We start from the raw sequence: 15,717 nt of genomic DNA, 5'->3' as shown, positions 1-15,717 counted from the left end.
GGAGCCGCGCGGGCGGCCCGGGCCGCCCGCGCGGCTCCTGACCCCCCGCCGGCCCCCGCCGAGCACGACATGAAGGACGTCAAGGGCTGGAAAGCGACCTTCACGTCGTGCTCGACCGCTCGCCAGGTCGTGCTCGGCGGACAGCGGGCGTCCAGGCCGCGTCGAGGCTGCTCCCCGCGACCGGTGCTATAACCGGACGGTGCCCGACCTGACCGCGTCCACCCCCGCGACCGCGCCCGAGCCGCCCGCGCCCGGCCCGACGGCGGAGCCACCCGTGACCGACGCCACCGCGCCCGCGCGCCCCGACCGTGCGACGCGACGCCGCATCGGCGCGGAGATCTGGATCGTCCTCGGCCTGAGCCTCGGGAAGTCGGCGGTCTACGCGATCATCAACATCGTCGCGCGGCTCACCGCCGGGACCCCGCTCGGGGAGCAGTCCGCGAGTCTCAACGTCAGCCAGTCGGCCCGGCCGTACCTCGATCTCACCTACCAGCTCGTCGGCATCTTCTTCGCGGTGCTGCCCGTCGCGCTCGCGCTGTACCTGCTCAGCGCGCGCGGTCGCTCGGCCGTCCGGGCGATCGGGCTCGACGGCTCGCGGCCGCTCAAGGACGTCGGGTGGGGGTTCGCGCTCGCCGCCGCGATCGGCATCCCCGGGCTCGGCTTCTACGCGCTGGGCCGCCTGCTCGGCATCACGGTCGAGGTGCAGGCGTCGGCGCTCAACGCCGCGTGGTGGACCGTGCCCGTGCTGGTCCTCGCGGCGCTCCAGAACGGGCTGCTCGAGGAAGTCATCGCCGTGGGCTACCTGTTCGAGCGCACGCGCGACCTCGGCTGGGGGCGCGTGAAGTTCGTCGTGTGGAGCTCGCTGCTGCGCGGCTCGTACCACCTGTACCAGGGGTTCGGCCCGTTCGTGGGGAACGTCGTCATGGGCGTCGTCTTCTCGTGGTTCTACACGTCCCGCTGGGGCCGGCACCGCGTCATGCCGCTCGTGATCGCCCACACGCTGCTCGACGTCGTCGCGTTCGTCGGGTACGCGCTCCTCCCCCTGGAGTGGAAGCAGTCCCTCGGGCTCGCCTGACGGCTTCCTCGCGACGCTCGCGACTCGTGAGACGCCCGGTCAGGCGATCCCGAACGCGCCCGACTCGAGGTCGACGAGGTGGGTCTCGCGGTTGCCGTAGTCGACGCCCCACGTGGGCGTGGAGAGCTCGAGGTAGTACGGCGTGAAGCCGCCCGGGAGCGAGTCGACCATCGCCTCCGACGTCCCGCCGAGGTGGTCGTCCGCCCAGGGGCTCTCCCCCTCCGGGAACCCGGTCCAGTCCTCGTCCCACGGCGAGACCCAGCCGTCCTCCTCCCGGCCGGGGGCGACGCCCGCGTTCGGGTCGTCGGCCCTCGGGACGAGGTAGGCCCACCGGGTGACCGTCATGTCCTCGCCGCGACGCGTGCCGAGCGGCGGGTCCCACGCGTTCTGCCCCTCGTCGGTCGCGACGTGCTCGCCCGGGCGGCGGGTGTCGGGCGGGGCAGCCGTGGGACCGGGCGCCAGCTCCTGCTCGGTCAGCCACACCAGGGCGAAGCTCTGGCCGATGATGTCGCTGAGCACGAGCGCCTGCGGGTGCTCCCGGGCCGCGCGCAGGTCCACGACGAACGGGTCGTCCGGGTCGGTCGCGTCGTGCTCGGTGGCGAACTGGCCCTCGCCGAGGAAGTACGCCACGCCCGGGAACCCCGGGCCCCGGCGCTGGTACTCGACCGGCAGCCGCAGCGTGACGGCGTGCCGCATCGGCAGCCCCGTGCTCGGGCTCCGTGGCCACGTCCGTGGCTCGATCCCCGGGCCGCCGTCGCCGATCCACCCCCAGGCCGCCTCGCCCCAGGGCGCGACGGGCGGCGGCAGCAGGTCCGTCGTCCCGACCGGTGACCCGTCCACCGCGTCCTGCGGGGTCAGGCCGAACAGGATGTCGTACGCGGTGACCACAGGTGCTCCTCGTTCTCGACGGACGGCGGTCACATGCTAGGGGCAGCCACCCTCGCGGCCGGGTCAGGCGCCGCGCAGAGCCCGGAGCAGCTCGCGGCGCTCCGCCTGGAGCACCGGGTCCGGGACGGGCAGGGACGCGAGGAGCCGCTGGGTGTACTCCTCGCGCGGGTTCCCCAGCACCTCGGCGCCCGTGCCCTCCTCGACCAGCCGGCCGCGGTACAGCACCGCGATGCGGTCGGAGAGCAGGTCGACGACCGCGAGGTCGTGCGACACGAACAGGCTCGCGAAGCCCAGCTCGCGCTGGAGCTCGGCGAACAGCTCGAGGACGCGCGCCTGCACGGAGACGTCGAGCGCCGACGTCGGCTCGTCGGCCACGAGCAGCTCCGGGTCGAGCGCGAGCGCCCGCGCGAGCGACGCGCGCTGGCGCTGCCCGCCGGAGAGCTCGTGCGGGAACCGGTCGCCGTACGAGCGCGGGAGCTGCACGGCCTCCAGGAGCTCGTCGACGCGCCCGCGCGCCGCCTGGGGCGACTCCGCGCGCCCGTGCACGACGAGCGGCTCCGCCACGCAGTCTGCGATCGTGAGGAGCGGGTTGAAGCTCGTCGCCGGGTCCTGGAACACGAAGCCGATGCGTGGCCGCACGGGACGCAGGTCGCGCTCCTTGACGCCGTTCATCTCGACGCCGAGCACACGCAGCGAGCCGCCCGTCACCGCGGTGAGACCCGCCACGGCGCGCGCGAAGGTCGTCTTGCCGGAGCCCGACTCTCCCACGAGGCCGAGGACCTCCCCGGGCCGGATGCTGAGCGAGACGTCGTCGACGGCGGTGAAGCCCGGGCGGCGCAGCCGGCCCGGGTAGGTGACGGTCAGTCCCTGCGCCGCCACCACGGGCTCCGCGTCCTCCCAACCCGCGGCGCGGGCCGACGCGCGGGCCTCGGCCCGCGCGGTCCCCTCGCCGACCCGCGGCACGGAGTCGAGCAGCGCCTTCGTGTACTCCGCCCGGGGCGCCGCGAAGAGCTCGCGCGCGGGCGCCTGCTCGACGACCTTCCCCTGGTACATGACGGCGACGCGGTCGGCGAGGTCGGCGACGACGCCCATGTTGTGGGTGATGAGCACGATCGCGGTGCCGAACTCGTCGCGGCACCGGCGCAGGAGGTCGAGGATCTCGGCCTGGACGGTGACGTCGAGCGCGGTCGTGGGCTCGTCCGCGACGATGAGCCCCGGGTCGAGCACGAGCGCCATGGCGATGACGACGCGCTGCTTCTGCCCGCCCGAGAACTGGTGCGGGTAGTGGTCGACCCGCGTCTCCGGGTCCGGGATGCCGACGCGTCGCAGCACGTCGACGGCGCGCTTGCGCGCCTCGCGCCGGGACACCTTGGCGTGCGCGCGGATGCCCTCCATGATCTGCCAGCCGACCGTGTAAACCGGGTTGAGCGCGGCGGACGGCTCCTGGAAGACCATCGCGACGTCGGTCCCGCGGACCTGGCGCAGGCGCTCCCCGCCCAGCGCGACGACGTCGTGGTCGGCCGTCCCGGCCTTGTTCGTCAGCACGACGGCGCCGCGCGCCGTGGCGGTCGACGGCAGCAGGCCGAGGATCGTCTTGGCGGTGACCGTCTTGCCGGAGCCGGACTCGCCGACGACGGCCAGCACCTCTCCGGGCGCGACCTCCAGGTCGACGCCGTCGACGGCGCGCACGGCCCCGGCGTCGGTCGCGAACGACACCGCGAGGTCGCGGATCGTCACGACGGGGCGCGCGGCGTCACCGCTCTCGCGGCGGGTCGTCTCGGTCACGGCGCTCATCGCCGGTCCTCCGTCTCGTCGTGGGGTGCGTCGGCCGGGCGGACCGCAGGGCCAGCCGCGGGGCCGTCGTCGTCCGGCGTGCCGCCGGGCCGCCCGTCGAGCCCGACGGCGTCGGGGTCGCGTTGCCCGGGGACGGCGGCGAGCTCGTCGGAGCGCGAGCCCGCGCCCTCGATCGCGTCGAGGCCGCCGGGGCCGGCGGTGAGCGTGCCGCCCGGCACGACCGACGTCTCCGCGACGTCGCCCGACACCTCGGCGCTCGCGCGGCGCGAGCGCAGCCGCGGGTCGGCGAGGTCGTTGAGGCTCTCGCCGACGAGCGTGATGCCGAGCACCACGAGCACGATCGCGAGGCCCGGGAAGAGCGCGGTCCACCAGATGCCGCTCGTCACGTCCGAGACGGCCTTGTTGAGGTCGTAGCCCCACTCGGCGGCCGCCGTCGGCTCGATGCCGAACCCGAGGAACCCGAGCCCGGCGAGCGTGAGGATCGCCTCGGACGCGTTGAGCGTGACGATGAGCGGGAGCGTGCGGGTCGAGTTCCGCAGGACGTGGCGGAACATGATCCGCCGGTGCGGCGTGCCGAGCACGCGCGCCGAGTCGACGAACGCCTCGCCCTTGATCCGCACGACTTCCGCGCGCGTGACGCGGAAGTACTGCGGCACGAACACCACGGTGATGGACAGCGCCGCGGCGAGGATGCCGCCCCACATGCTCGACTGGCCGCCCGAGATGACGATCGCCATGAGGATCGCGAGGAGCAGGGACGGGAACGCGTAGATCGCGTCGCAGACCACGACGAGCAGGCGGTCGGCCCAGCCGCCGAAGTACCCGGACACGAGCCCGAGCAGCACCCCGACGACGATCGAGGCGAGGATCGCGACGACGATGACGAGGAGCGCCGTCTGGGCCCCCCAGATGACACGCGACAGCACGTCGTACCCGCCCACGGTCGTGCCGAGCAGGTGCTCGGCCGACGGCGGCTGCTGCGCGCCGAACGGCCCGTCCGCGGAGCGGAGCTGGCTGTAGCCGTAGGGCGCGAGCACGGGCGCGAGCGCCGCGGTGAGCAGGAAGAGGCCCGTGACGACGAGGCCTGTGACGAGCATGCCGCGCTGCAGCCCCACGCTCTGCCGGAGCTGGTGCACGACGGGCAGCCGCTTCCACCACGCGACGCGGCCGCGCTCGGGGACGACGGCGGGGGCGGGGCCCCCGGTGCCAGGACCAGCCGGGACGACGGTCTCCGCGACCATGTCAGTACCTCACCCTCGGGTCGATGAGCGCCGCGATGATGTCGACGAGGAAGTTCGTCACCGCGACGATCACGGCCATGAGCACGACGATCCCCTGCACGGCGACGAAGTCGCGCGCCTGGAGGTACTCGGCGAGCTGGAAGCCGAGCCCCTTCCACTCGAACGTCGTCTCGGTGAGCACGGCACCCGCGAGGAGCATGGCGACCTGCAGCCCGATGACGGTGATGATCGGGATGAGCGCGGGGCGCCACGCGTGGGCCCGCACGAGCCGGGACTCCCGGACGCCGCGCGACCGCGCCGCGACGACGTAGTCGGTGGAGAGCGTCCCGATGACGTTGGTGCGCACGAGCCGCAGGAACACGCCCGCCGTGAGCAGCCCGAGCGCGAGCGCCGGGAGGACCGCGTGCTGGAGCACGTCGCCCACGATCGCGGGGTCGCCCGTCCGGATCGCGTCGATCAGGTAGAAGCCGGTCGGGTCGTCGAGGAACTGCAGCTCGATCTCCGCGTCGGTGGACGCGCGCCCGGACACGGGCAGCCACCCGAGCCACACCGAGAAGACGAGCTTGAGCATGAGGCCGGCGAAGAAGACGGGGGTCGCATAGGCGAGGATCGCGGAGACGCGCAGCATCGCGTCGGGCACGCGGTCGCGCAGGTAGCCCGCGAGCATGCCCAGCGGGATCCCGACGACGAACGCGACGAGCAGCGCGTAGACCGCGAGCTCGAGCGTCGCGGTGCCGTACGTCACGAGCACTTCGGTGACCGGCCGGTTGTCGCTGATCGTCGTCCCGAAGTCGCCGCGCACGATGCCGCCGAGGTACTCGAGGTACTGCACGACCACCGGACGGTCGTACCCGGCCTCGTGGATGCGCTCGGCGAGCTGGTCCGGCGTGAGCCGGCCGCCGAGCGCGGCGGTGATCGGGTCGCCCGTGGACCGCATGACCACGAAGACCGTGGTCACGAGGATGAAGACCGTCGGGATGATGAGCAGCGCGCGGACCAGGATGTAGCTCCCGAGCCCGCCGCCGCGGCGGCGGGTCGTGCGCGGGGTGCGTGTCGGCCCCTCGCGGCCGGGGCCGCCGGCGGCGTCCTCGCCGACCGCGGCGTCGGTGGTGATGGTCGTCATGTCGTCTCTTCCTCAGGTGCCGGGGCCTCGGCGGTCGCCGTCCCGGACGAGCGGTGCCCGGCCCTCCCCGCGGGTCGCGCGAGGAGGGCCGGGCGAGCGGGTCAGCCCTTGGACAGCGCCGCGTAGCGGAACTTGAAGGACGGGTCCAGCGTGTCCTCGGCCCCCTCCACGTCCGTGCCCACGACCGCGACCTGCGCACCCTGGAGGTACGGGAGGGTCGACAGGTCCGCCGCGACCTTGTTCTGGATCTCCTCGATGAGCGCGGTGCGCTCGCCGGCGTCGGGCGTCGCCGCCTGCTGGAGGATGAGGTCGTTGACCTCCTGGTTGGCGTAGTGGTTCACCAGGAAGTTCTCCGTGAGGAAGAACGGCGTGAGGTAGTTGTCCGCGTCGGAGTAGTCCGGGAACCAGCCGAGCTGGTAGGCGGGGTAGACGTCGGACGTGCGCTCCTCGGCGTACGTGACCCACTCGGTCGTCTGGAGGTTGACCGTGAAGAGGCCGTCCTTCTCGAGCTGGTCCTTGATGAGCGCGTACTCGTCGGCCGACGACGGGCCGTAGTGGTCGTTCGAGTACTGCAGGTTGAGCGTCACGGGCGTCTCGACGCCCGCGTCGGCCAGGAGCTGCGCGGCCTTCGCGGCGTCGGGCTTGCCCGCGCCGTCGCCGTACATCTCCTTGAGCGGCTCGACGGCGCCGGTCAGGCCCGCGGGGACGTAGGAGTACAGCGGGGTGTAGGTGCCCTTGTAGACCTGCTCGGAGAGCTCGTCGCGGTCGATGAGCGACGCGGCGGCCTGGCGCACGGCCAGCGCCTTGGCCGGGTCCGCCTCGGGCGTCTTGGCCCCGAACGGCTGCGTGTCGAAGTTGAACGTGATGTACCGGATCTCGCCGCCGGGCCCGTCGACGACCTTGACGTCGTCGTTGCCGCGCAGGTCCTCGATGTCCGTCGCGGACAGGCTGCGCCACGCGACGTCGATCTTGCCCTGCTGGATCTCGAGCTTCATGTTCGACGCCTCGGCGAAGTACTTCACCGCGACCTTGTCGGTCTTCGCCGGGCCGAGCAGACCCTGGTAGCCGTCGTAGGCCTCGTAGGAGACGAGCTCGTTGAACTTGTAGCCCGTGATCGTGTACTGGCCGGCGAACGCCTTGCCGTCGACGATGTCCTGGTCCGAGGTGAGGGCGTCGGCCGCGAAGACGTCCTCGTCGACGATCGGGCCCGCCGGGCTGGAGAGGATCTGCGGGAAGAGCTGGTCGTTCTCGCTCTTGAGGTGGAAGACGACCGTGGTGTCGTCGGGCGTCTCGACGCTGTCGAGGTTGTAGAGCAGCGACGCCGGGCCGTTGGGGTCGTTGATCGCGACCTGGCGGTCGAAGGTGAACTTCACGTCGGACGACGTGAGGTCGTTGCCGTTGGCCCACTTGAGGCCCGGCTTGAGCTTGACCGTGTACTCGGTCGGCGAGGTGAACTCGGCCGACTCCGCGATGTCGGGCTCGACGTCGGGGCTGCCGTACGGGGTGTTCAGGAGGAACGGGAAGACCTGGTTCATCACGGCGAACGAGCCGTTGTCGTACGAGCCGGCCGGGTCGAGCACCGTGACCTTGTCGGTGGTGCCGATGACGAGCGAACCGCTCGAGGACCCGCCGCCGTCGCCGTCGCCCTCGTTGCCGTTCGAGCCCCCGCCGCACGCGGTCAGGGTCAGCGTCACCGCCGTGATGCCGGCGGCCGCGGCGAGGAGCCGCTTCTTGGACACCGCTGTCATGTGTCTACCTCTTTCTCGGGTTTCTCGGGGTGCGAGACACCGGTGGCGCGACCTTGCACGCACCAGGACCCCGACCTGTCGGCGGAGTGCCGTGATTTCTAGCACAGCGCCGTGTCGCACAGGTGTCAGGATCGGCAGAAACCCGGACAGAACGCCAGCGTTGTTACCCGGTCGTAACCCTGAGCCCCGGGCAACGATCGTGACGTGAGACACACTCACGGCGCCTGGGCAGCAGGTGTAGAGTCCGCCCCTTTTCGGGTCGACCGGCCCTGGCGGTCGGCGCTCCCGGGGGTGCACCGACTGCCGTGGTGAGCGCGGCGTCGCGGTGGGGTCAGAGACGCTCGCGACCGTCCACCTCGTCCGCACCCGGACCACCTGGGGACGGCGCGTCCGCGGAGGGAGCGGGCGAGGCCGGGTCGGGCGCGGGCTCGACAGGCCCAGCCGGGTCGGGCACGGCCGCGGAACCCGCGGACGCAGCACCGACGGCCGACGGCGGTGCGACGCCCGGGTGGGCGGCCGGCGCGCCGAGCACGGACCCACCCGTCACGACGACGCCCGCCGCGACGGCCTGCGCACGCAGGTCCGCGAGCTCGCGCGCGACGGCGCGGACGGCGAAGCCCGACACCACGTGGATCGCCCCGGTCACGAACGCGTAGAGCGCGAACACCACCGCGACGAGCCGCAGCACGTCGAAGGAGTCGAGCGGCCTCGTGACGAGCAGGACCCCGAACAGCACCGAGACGATCCCGACGGCGAGCATCCACGCCCACCCCAGGTCGCGGTTGCGGACGAGCGCGGCAGCCCCGGCGATCGTCGTGATGCCGAGCACGAGCACCCACACGGCGAGCACGTAGTAGAGCGCGGTCGCGGTGAGGTCCGGCCAGAGCGCCACGACGACGCCGAACACGACGTTGACCCCCGCCTGCGCGAGCCACCACGCCGACCCCACCTGCTTGCGGTGCACGAACCCCTGCACGGCGACCAGCACGCCGTCGGCCACGAGGAACGCCCCGAGCACGACCCGCAGCGTCCCGAGCTGCTCCAGCGGCTCGATCATGAGGAGGAGGCCGAGGACGACGAGGAGGGTGCCCCGGACCACGGGGAGCCACCACACCTTGCGGAAGGGGTTGCGCTCCTGGCCGTTCGCGTCGGGCGTCGCGGGGCTGTCTGGACCGTCGGCGCCGTCCGCGGTGCCGCGCTCCGTCGTCGTGCCACGTGCCATGCCGACCTCCCGGGTCCGTCGCTCGTCCCATGCTAGGGAGGCCTTGCTCACACCCGCCCGCCGAGCGGGGGTCACGAGCCGTCCAGCATGCGGGCGAACGGGGCGAATCACCCGGAGGAATCGGCCAAATACCGCGCCTGCTCAGGGCCCCCGACCTAGACTCGCTCGCATGGCCTCCCCCGCCCCCGAGCCGACCGAGCGCGACGCTCCCCACGTCGGCGCGGTCGTCGAGGTCGGCTCTCTGGCCCGGCCCGAGCAGGCGGACCCCCGACCCCAGACCGGCGCGCTCGAGGCCCTCCTCGGGCGTCGAGGTCACGACGACGCGGGGACCGTCCGCGTCGTCGACACGGCCGAGCAGCGCGTCCGGCACCCGATCGACCTCGTCAACCTCGTGCTGTGCGCGGTAGGCGTCGTGGTCGTCCTGCTCATGTCGGTGTACGCGCACGGCACGACGGCCGGGGTCGCGGAGGACGTGCGGAACTTCTCGGACCTGCTCGCGCGCATCCTGTTCGTCCCCGTCGCGGTGCTCGAGGGCCTCATCACGCTGTTCGTGCCGATCGCCGTCCTCACCGAGCTGGGCATCCGCCGGCTGGGGCGCCAGGTCGTCGAGTCGATCGTCGCCGCCGCGCTCGGCCTGCTCCTCGGCGTGCTCGCCGTGCTGGCGCTGCGGGCGTGGGGCTCGGACGACCTCGTCCGGGGGCTCTCCGTGTACTCGCGCGGCGAGTGGCAGCTGACGATCCCGGGCTACGTCGCCGCGATCGGCGGGCTGCTCACGGCCGCGGGCACCCGTACCCGGCGGCGCACCGTCAAGTGGTCGTGGAACCTGCTGTTCGTCGCGATCGGCGTCGTGCTCATCACCGGCCAGGTGTCGCTGCCGGGCATCATCATCACGCTGCTCCTGGGGCGCATCGCCGGGCTCGCCGTGCGGTACGTCTCGGGCGTGCGCAGCGAGCGCGCGTACGGCCCCGACCTGGTGGCCGGCGTGCGGCGCGCCGGGTTCTCCCCCGCGGCGCTCGTGCGCGTCCGCGACGTCACCGACGACGAGGAGCTCGCCGAGGCCGCGGACGACCCCATCACCGAGGTCGACGCCGAGGGACGCATCACCGCCGAGGTGCACGTCGGCGTCCTGCGTGCGCCGGGGGCGACGGACGCCGCCGGGACGGTCCTCACCGCGGACGCCGCGCTCGCCGCGCAGCACCTCGGGTCGGCCCCGCACCCCGACGAGGGCGGGGCGTCGACCGGAGCGAACGGCGCGCACGGACAAGCCCCCGCGACGGAGGCCCAGGACGCGCCGTCCGACTCGGCCGCCATCGCGCTGACGCGCTCGGGCGACAACCGCGTCTACGCGATGCTCGCGGAGGACGGTGTGCGGCGCGACGTCGTCGTGCTCGACGGCGACCGGCAGGTGGTCGGCTTCCTCGCCCGGTTCTGGCGTTCGCTGCGCCTGCGGGGCAGCGAGGGCCGGGCCGCCATCTCGCTGCGCGCCGCGGCCGAGCGCACGGCGCTGCTGTCCTACGCCGCGCGGTCGGCCGGCGTCCGCACGCCGCGCCTGCTCGGCGTCGCCGAGTCCGCCGACTCCATGGTCCTGGTCCAGGAGCACGCGACCGGCGCCGTCTCGCTGCGCGACCTGCCCGTGGAGGACCTCACCAGCTCGGTGCTCAACGAGGCGTGGCGCCAGCTCCGGCTCGCGCACTCGGCGGGCATCGCGCACCGCGCGCTGACCTCCGACGTCATGCTCGTCTCGCGCGAGCCCGCGACCGGCGCCCCGCAGGTCTGGCTCACCGGGTGGGAGCAGGGCGACATCGCGTCGTCCGAGCTCGCGCGCCGCATGGACCTGGCGCAGATGGTCGCGCTCCTCGCGCTGCGCGTCGGGGCGCGTCGCGCCGTCGAGTCCGCGGTGAGCGTCCTGCCCGACGACGACATCGCCGCCATCGGCCCGCTGCTCCAGCCCGTCGCGCTGCCGCCGAGCACGCGCGAGGAGATCCGCCAGAACAAGGAGCTCCTCAAGGAGCTGCGCGCCGCCCTGGTGGAGCGGCTGCCCGAGGCGAGCATCGAGCCGCAGCGCATCACCCGGTTCGGCGCGCGGACGATCCTCACGCTGACCCTGACGATCGTCGCGGTGACGGTCGTCGTCACCACGATCAACTTCGACCAGATCACCGAGGCCGTCTCCTCGGCGAACCCGTGGTGGGCGGCCGTCTCGTTCCTGCTCGGGATCGTCACGTGGTTCGGCGCCGCGCTCACTCTCGTCGCGTTCGCGTCGAAGCGGCTGCCGCTCTGGCGGGTCACGCTCACCCAGGCGGCGGGCTCGTTCGTCGCGCTCGCCGCGCCCGCCGGCATCGGCCCGGCGGCGCTGAACCTCCGGCTCCTGACCCGGCGCGGGATCTCGACCCCGGTGGCCGTCGCGACCGTCGCGCTCGTCCAGGTGTCGCAGTTCGTCGTGACGATCCTGCTCCTCGTCGTGCTGTCCGTGGCGACCGGCGACGGCGGGCTCGTCCAGCTCCCGTCGACGACCGTGCTCCTCGCGATCGGCGGCGTCGCGCTCGCCGTCCTCGCGACGCTCCTCGTGCCGGCCGTGCGTGCCTGGGTGCTCGCCAAGATCCGCCCGACGATCCAGCAGGTGTGGCCCCGGCTGTCCGAGATGCTGGGCCAGCCCGGGCGGCTCGCGCTGGGCATCGCGGGGAACGTCGTCATGACGCTCGGCTACGTGCTCGCGTTCGACGCCGCGCTCGCCGCGTTCGGGCAGGAGCTCTCGCTCGTCGAGGTCGCGGTCATCTACCTCGTCGGGAACGCCGCGGGTGCGGCCGTCCCGACACCGGGTGGCCTCGGGGCGATCGAGGCCGCTCTCATCTTCGGTCTGACCACCGCGGGCGTCCCCGCCGCTCTCGCGACGTCCGCGACGGTGCTCTTCCGCGTCGCGACCTACTGGGCCCGCATCCCGATCGGCTGGGCCGCGATGCGGTACCTCCAGAGGAAGGGCGACCTGTAGCCGCCCGGCGGTCCGCCGCCGTCAGCCCTGCGGGGTCTCGGCGACCTTGACGTCCACGTGGTACTTCGTCCCGTCGACGTCGGACAGCGTGACGGTCGTGTCGTAGACGTTCCCGGACGCGGGGTCGGTGAGCTCGCACTCGACGACCTCGCCGTCCACGAGGTCGACGTTCTCCTCCCCGCAGTCGACGTCGGCCTGGCCGATCTCGGCGAGCGCGCCCTCGGCGTCCTGCGCGATCTTCGAGGCCGGCACGGTGAGGTTCGCGTTGACCGAGCACGCGGCGAGCGCGGCGGCGCACAGCGCGACGGCGGGTGCGAGGACGACGGTACGGACGGTGGTGCGGCGCATGGTTCCCCCTGGGGTCGGAGCGGATGGCGCCCCGATCCTCGCGGACCCGGCGCCCGGGGCGCCACCTCGCACGATGGTGAGAACTCCCCGCTGGTCCTCGCGGCGCGACGAGCGTCGACCGGGTCGAGGCTCGTCCCCTCGGGGACGTTCGGCCCGGGACGAGGAGGGCGGCCCCCGATAGGCTCGCCGCGCACCCGCCGTCTCCGGTCGCGCGGGCGCCCACGATGCTCGACGAGGTGAGGAGCCCGCACGTGAGGATCGGTGTCCCCCGCGAGGTGAGGGACGGGGAGCGGCTCGTCGCCGCGACCCCGCGCACGGTCGAGCGCCTGCGGGCGCTCGGGTACGACGTGGTCGTCGAGCACGACGCCGGGGCGGGGGCCACGTTCTCCGACGCCGCGTACGAGGCGGCGGGCGCCGCGGTCGTGGACGCCGCGGCCGCGTGGGGCGCCGACGTCGTCACGGCCGTGAACGCGCCCACCGACGCCCAGGTCGCGCTCCTGCGCCCCGGCGCGACGCTCGTCGCGATGCTCGGTCCCGCGAACGACCCGGACCTCGTGCAGCGCCTCGCGGCCCACGGCGTCACCGCGCTCGCGCTCGACGCCGTGCCGCGCATCTCGCGCGCGCAGGCCCTCGACGTGCTGAGCACGCTGTCCAACGTCGCGGGGTACCGCGCGGTCGTCGAGGCCGCGGGCGAGTACGGCGGCATGTTCGCCGGGCAGGTCACCGCCGCGGGCAAGACGCCGCCCGCGAGGGTCTTCGTCATCGGCGGCGGGGTCGCGGGCCTCGCCGCGGTCGGCGCGGCGGCGAGCCTGGGCGCACAGGTGCGCGCGTTCGACGTGCGCTCCGAGGCGGCCGAGCAGATCGAGTCCATGGGTGGCACGGCCGTGCGCGAGCCCGCCGCGCAGCAGGGCATGTCCGCCGACGGCTACGCGAAGCCGCTCACGCCCGAGCAGGAAGCCGCGGCGCTCGCGGTGTACGCGCGCGAGGCCGCCGAGGCCGACGTCGTCATCACGACGGCGCTCGTGCGCGGCCGCGCACCGCGCACGCTCACGGCCGAGGCCGTGGCGGGGATGCGCCCGGGGAGCGTCGTCGTCGACCTCGCGGCCTCGGGCGGCGGGAACTGCGCGCTCACGGTGCCGGGCGAGCGCGTCGTGACGGAGGACGGCGTCGTGGTCGTCGGCTGGACCGATCTCGCCGGGCGCCTGCCGCAGCACACGTCGCAGCTCCTCGGGACGAACGTCGTGCACCTGCTGGAGCTGCTCACGCCGGGCAAGGACGGCACGCTCGCGCTCGACCTCGACGACCCGGTCCAGCGGGGCATGACCGTCGCGCGCGACGGCGACGTGCTGTGGCCGCCGCCGCCCGTCGCGGTGAGCGCGGCGCCCGCCCCCGGGTCGACCGTGCCGCCGCCACCACCCGACCCCGCGCAGGAGGCTGCGGACCGCGAGCGGGCCGCCGCGGAGGCGGCGTCGGCCGCGAGCCTGCGCCGCCGTCGCCGGACCGTCGGCGCCGCGCTCGCCGCGGTGCTCGTGACGCTCGCGCTGTCGTTCGCACCGCCGTCGCTCGTCGGGCACGTCACGGTGTTCACGCTCGCGGTGATCGTCGGGTACTACGTGATCTCGAACGTCACCCACTCGCTGCACACGCCGCTCATGGCCCAGACCAACGCGATCTCCGGCATCATCCTCGTCGGCGCGCTCCTCCAGATCGGCTCCGACGACTGGGTCGTCACGACGCTCGCGCTGCTCGCCGCGACGGTCGCGAGCATCAACATCTTCGGTGGCTTCCTGGTCGCCAACCGCATGATCCGCATGTTCCGCAAGGACGCCCCGGCACGCACGCAGGGGGTGGCCCGATGACCGCGACGTCCGTCGCCCAGGCGGTCTACGTCCTCGCCGCCGTCCTGTTCGTGCTCAGCCTCGCGGGGCTCTCGAAGCAGGAGTCCGCGCGCCGCGGCAACCTGCTCGGCATGGTCGGCATGGTCCTCGCGCTCGCCGCGACGATCGTCCTCGCGCTCGGCACGAGCGCCCGCCCCGTGCTCGTCACCGCGCTGCTCATCGCGCTCGTGCTCCTCGTGGGCGCGGCGGTCGGGACCTGGCGCGCGCGCCGCGTCGAGATGACGCAGATGCCGGAGCTCATCGCGATCCTGCACAGCTTCGTCGGCGCCGCGGCCGTGCTGGTCGGCTTCAACTCCTACCTGACCGCCCACGCCGCCGGCGCCGACGACGTCGCGCACCTCGTCGAGGTCTCCCTCGGCGTGCTCGTGGGCGCGGTGACCTTCACGGGATCGGTCGTCGCGTTCCTCAAGCTGTCCGGGCGCACGCGCTCGGCGCCGCTCCAGCTCCCGGGCCGCAACCTGCTCAACCTCGCGGCGCTCCTCGTGAGCCTCGGGCTCGTGGTGTGGTTCGTCGTCGCGCCGTCGATCTGGCCCCTGCTCCTGCTCACGGTCGTGTCGCTCGCGCTGGGCTGGCACCTCGTCGCGTCGATCGGAGGCGGCGACATGCCCGTCGTCGTGTCGATGCTCAACTCGTACTCCGGCTGGGCGGCGGCCGCGGCGGGATTCATGCTCGGGAACGACCTGCTCATCGTCACCGGAGCGCTCGTCGGGTCCTCCGGCGCGATCCTCAGCTACATCATGTGCAAGGCCATGAACCGGTCGTTCGTGTCCGTCATCCTCGGCGGGTTCGGGGCCGAGGAGGGCGCCGCGCCCGCCGGGGGCGGCGAGGGCCCGCAGGGCGAGCACCGCGAGGTGAGCGCCGACGAGGTCGCGGCCCTCCTGCGCGACGCCCGCAGCGTCGTCATCACGCCGGGCTACGGCATGGCGGTCGCCAAGGCGCAGTACCCCGTCGCGGAGCTCGTCGAGCTCCTGCGCGACGGCGGCGCCGAGGTCCGCTTCGGGGTGCACCCGGTCGCGGGCCGCCTCCCCGGGCACATGAACGTCCTGCTCGCCGAGGCGCGCGTCCCGTACGACATCGTGCTGGAGATGGACGAGATCAACGACGACCTGGCGGGCACGGACGTCGTGCTCGTCATCGGCGCGAACGACACCGTCAACCCGGCCGCGCTCGACGACCCCGGCTCCCCCATCGCGGGCATGCCCGTGCTGCACGTGTGGGAGGCGGGGCAGGTCGTCGTCTTCAAGCGCTCGATGGCGGCCGGCTACGCCGGTGTGCAGAACCCGCTGTTCTTCCGCGAGAACACGGGCATGCTCTTCGGGGACGCGAAGCAGCGGGTCGAGGACATCGTGGCGGCCCTGCGCGTCGGCTGATCCGCCCGGCGCTCGACCCGC

At 73.6% G+C, this 15,717-nt stretch carries 11 protein-coding genes; 4 read left to right on the top strand and 7 right to left on the bottom strand.

The features are described from left to right. The first annotated feature begins 199 nt into the window (after window positions 1-199). Window positions 200-1,075 carry a CPBP family intramembrane glutamic endopeptidase gene (locus A0J59_RS13900; RefSeq protein ID WP_369799777.1) on the top strand — a complete coding sequence of 292 codons (876 nt, stop codon included), beginning with the start codon at window positions 200-202 and terminating at the stop codon, window positions 1,073-1,075. Between the two features lie 39 nt (window positions 1,076-1,114). On the opposite strand, the gene A0J59_RS13895 is transcribed toward A0J59_RS13900, so the two are convergent. The 6 genes from A0J59_RS13895 to A0J59_RS13870 all read right to left on the bottom strand — a co-directional run bounded on the left by A0J59_RS13895 (window position 1,115) and on the right by A0J59_RS13870 (window position 9,091). After that, window positions 1,115-1,963, bottom strand: a complete 849-nt coding sequence (locus A0J59_RS13895; protein ID WP_064316479.1) for a hypothetical protein — start codon at window positions 1,961-1,963, stop codon at window positions 1,115-1,117. 63 nt (window positions 1,964-2,026) lie between these two features. After that, on the bottom strand, window positions 2,027-3,757 hold the full coding sequence (locus A0J59_RS13890; protein ID WP_064316478.1) for an ABC transporter ATP-binding protein: 1,731 nt from the start codon (window positions 3,755-3,757) through the stop codon (window positions 2,027-2,029). Then, entirely contained in the window at window positions 3,754-4,854 is a 1,101-nt protein-coding gene (locus A0J59_RS13885; RefSeq protein ID WP_255365224.1) for an ABC transporter permease, read from the bottom strand. Before A0J59_RS13885 ends, A0J59_RS13890 begins: the two co-directional genes overlap by 4 nt. Before the next feature lie 145 nt (window positions 4,855-4,999). Then, on the bottom strand, window positions 5,000-6,121 hold the full coding sequence (locus tag A0J59_RS13880; protein ID WP_082919035.1) for an ABC transporter permease: 1,122 nt from the start codon (window positions 6,119-6,121) through the stop codon (window positions 5,000-5,002). A 101-nt stretch (window positions 6,122-6,222) separates the two neighbouring features. Beyond that, entirely contained in the window at window positions 6,223-7,869 is a 1,647-nt protein-coding gene (locus A0J59_RS13875; protein WP_064316477.1) for an ABC transporter substrate-binding protein, read from the bottom strand. A 331-nt stretch (window positions 7,870-8,200) separates the two neighbouring features. Continuing rightward, the gene (locus A0J59_RS13870) at window positions 8,201-9,091 is read right to left on the bottom strand and encodes an HdeD family acid-resistance protein (protein WP_064316476.1); all 891 of its coding nucleotides are present in this window, start codon (window positions 9,089-9,091) and stop codon (window positions 8,201-8,203) included. A gap of 169 nt (window positions 9,092-9,260) precedes the next feature. Between A0J59_RS13870 and A0J59_RS13865 the strand changes: the two genes are divergently transcribed. Then, window positions 9,261-12,080, top strand: coding sequence for a flippase-like domain-containing protein (locus tag A0J59_RS13865; protein ID WP_082919034.1), 2,820 nt, complete (start codon window positions 9,261-9,263; stop codon window positions 12,078-12,080). A 21-nt stretch (window positions 12,081-12,101) separates the two neighbouring features. Here A0J59_RS13865 and A0J59_RS13860 read toward each other — a convergent pair whose 3' ends face one another. After that, on the bottom strand, window positions 12,102-12,428 hold the full coding sequence (locus tag A0J59_RS13860) for a hypothetical protein (protein ID WP_064316475.1): 327 nt from the start codon (window positions 12,426-12,428) through the stop codon (window positions 12,102-12,104). A 251-nt stretch (window positions 12,429-12,679) separates the two neighbouring features. Here A0J59_RS13860 and A0J59_RS13855 point away from each other — a divergent pair, with 251 nt between their 5' ends. Next, window positions 12,680-14,287: a Re/Si-specific NAD(P)(+) transhydrogenase subunit alpha gene (locus A0J59_RS13855; protein ID WP_064316503.1), complete on the top strand. Its 1,608-nt coding sequence runs from the start codon at window positions 12,680-12,682 to the stop codon at window positions 14,285-14,287. Beyond that, window positions 14,284-15,696 (top strand): Re/Si-specific NAD(P)(+) transhydrogenase subunit beta, encoded by a 1,413-nt coding sequence (pntB, locus tag A0J59_RS13850; RefSeq protein ID WP_047231810.1) that lies wholly within the window; start codon window positions 14,284-14,286, stop codon window positions 15,694-15,696. The genes A0J59_RS13855 and pntB overlap by 4 nt, the downstream gene beginning before the upstream one ends. Window positions 15,697-15,717: the final 21 nt, after the last annotated feature.

Source organism: Cellulosimicrobium sp. I38E, from assembly GCF_001647255.1.
Classification (GTDB): Bacteria; Actinomycetota; Actinomycetes; order Actinomycetales; family Cellulomonadaceae; genus Cellulosimicrobium; species Cellulosimicrobium cellulans_E.
Note: the sequence above shows the minus strand (reverse complement) of the source record. Positions and strands in the feature narration are given on the sequence as shown.

Bases quoted from the DNA above. Each gene is read 5' to 3' on its own strand.
- A0J59_RS13865 (WP_082919034.1), top strand. From the start codon at position 9,261: ATGGCCTCCCCCGCCCCCGAGCCGACCGAGCGCGACGCTCCCCACGTC.
- A0J59_RS13870 (WP_064316476.1), bottom strand. From the start codon at position 9,091: ATGGCACGTGGCACGACGACGGAGCGCGGCACCGCGGACGGCGCCGAC.
- A0J59_RS13885 (WP_255365224.1), bottom strand. From the start codon at position 4,854: ATGCTCGTCACAGGCCTCGTCGTCACGGGCCTCTTCCTGCTCACCGCG.
- A0J59_RS13890 (WP_064316478.1), bottom strand. From the start codon at position 3,757: ATGAGCGCCGTGACCGAGACGACCCGCCGCGAGAGCGGTGACGCCGCG.
- A0J59_RS13875 (WP_064316477.1), bottom strand. From the start codon at position 7,869: ATGACAGCGGTGTCCAAGAAGCGGCTCCTCGCCGCGGCCGCCGGCATC.
- pntB (WP_047231810.1), top strand. From the start codon at position 14,284: ATGACCGCGACGTCCGTCGCCCAGGCGGTCTACGTCCTCGCCGCCGTC.
- A0J59_RS13860 (WP_064316475.1), bottom strand. From the start codon at position 12,428: ATGCGCCGCACCACCGTCCGTACCGTCGTCCTCGCACCCGCCGTCGCG.
- A0J59_RS13880 (WP_082919035.1), bottom strand. From the start codon at position 6,121: ATGACGACCATCACCACCGACGCCGCGGTCGGCGAGGACGCCGCCGGC.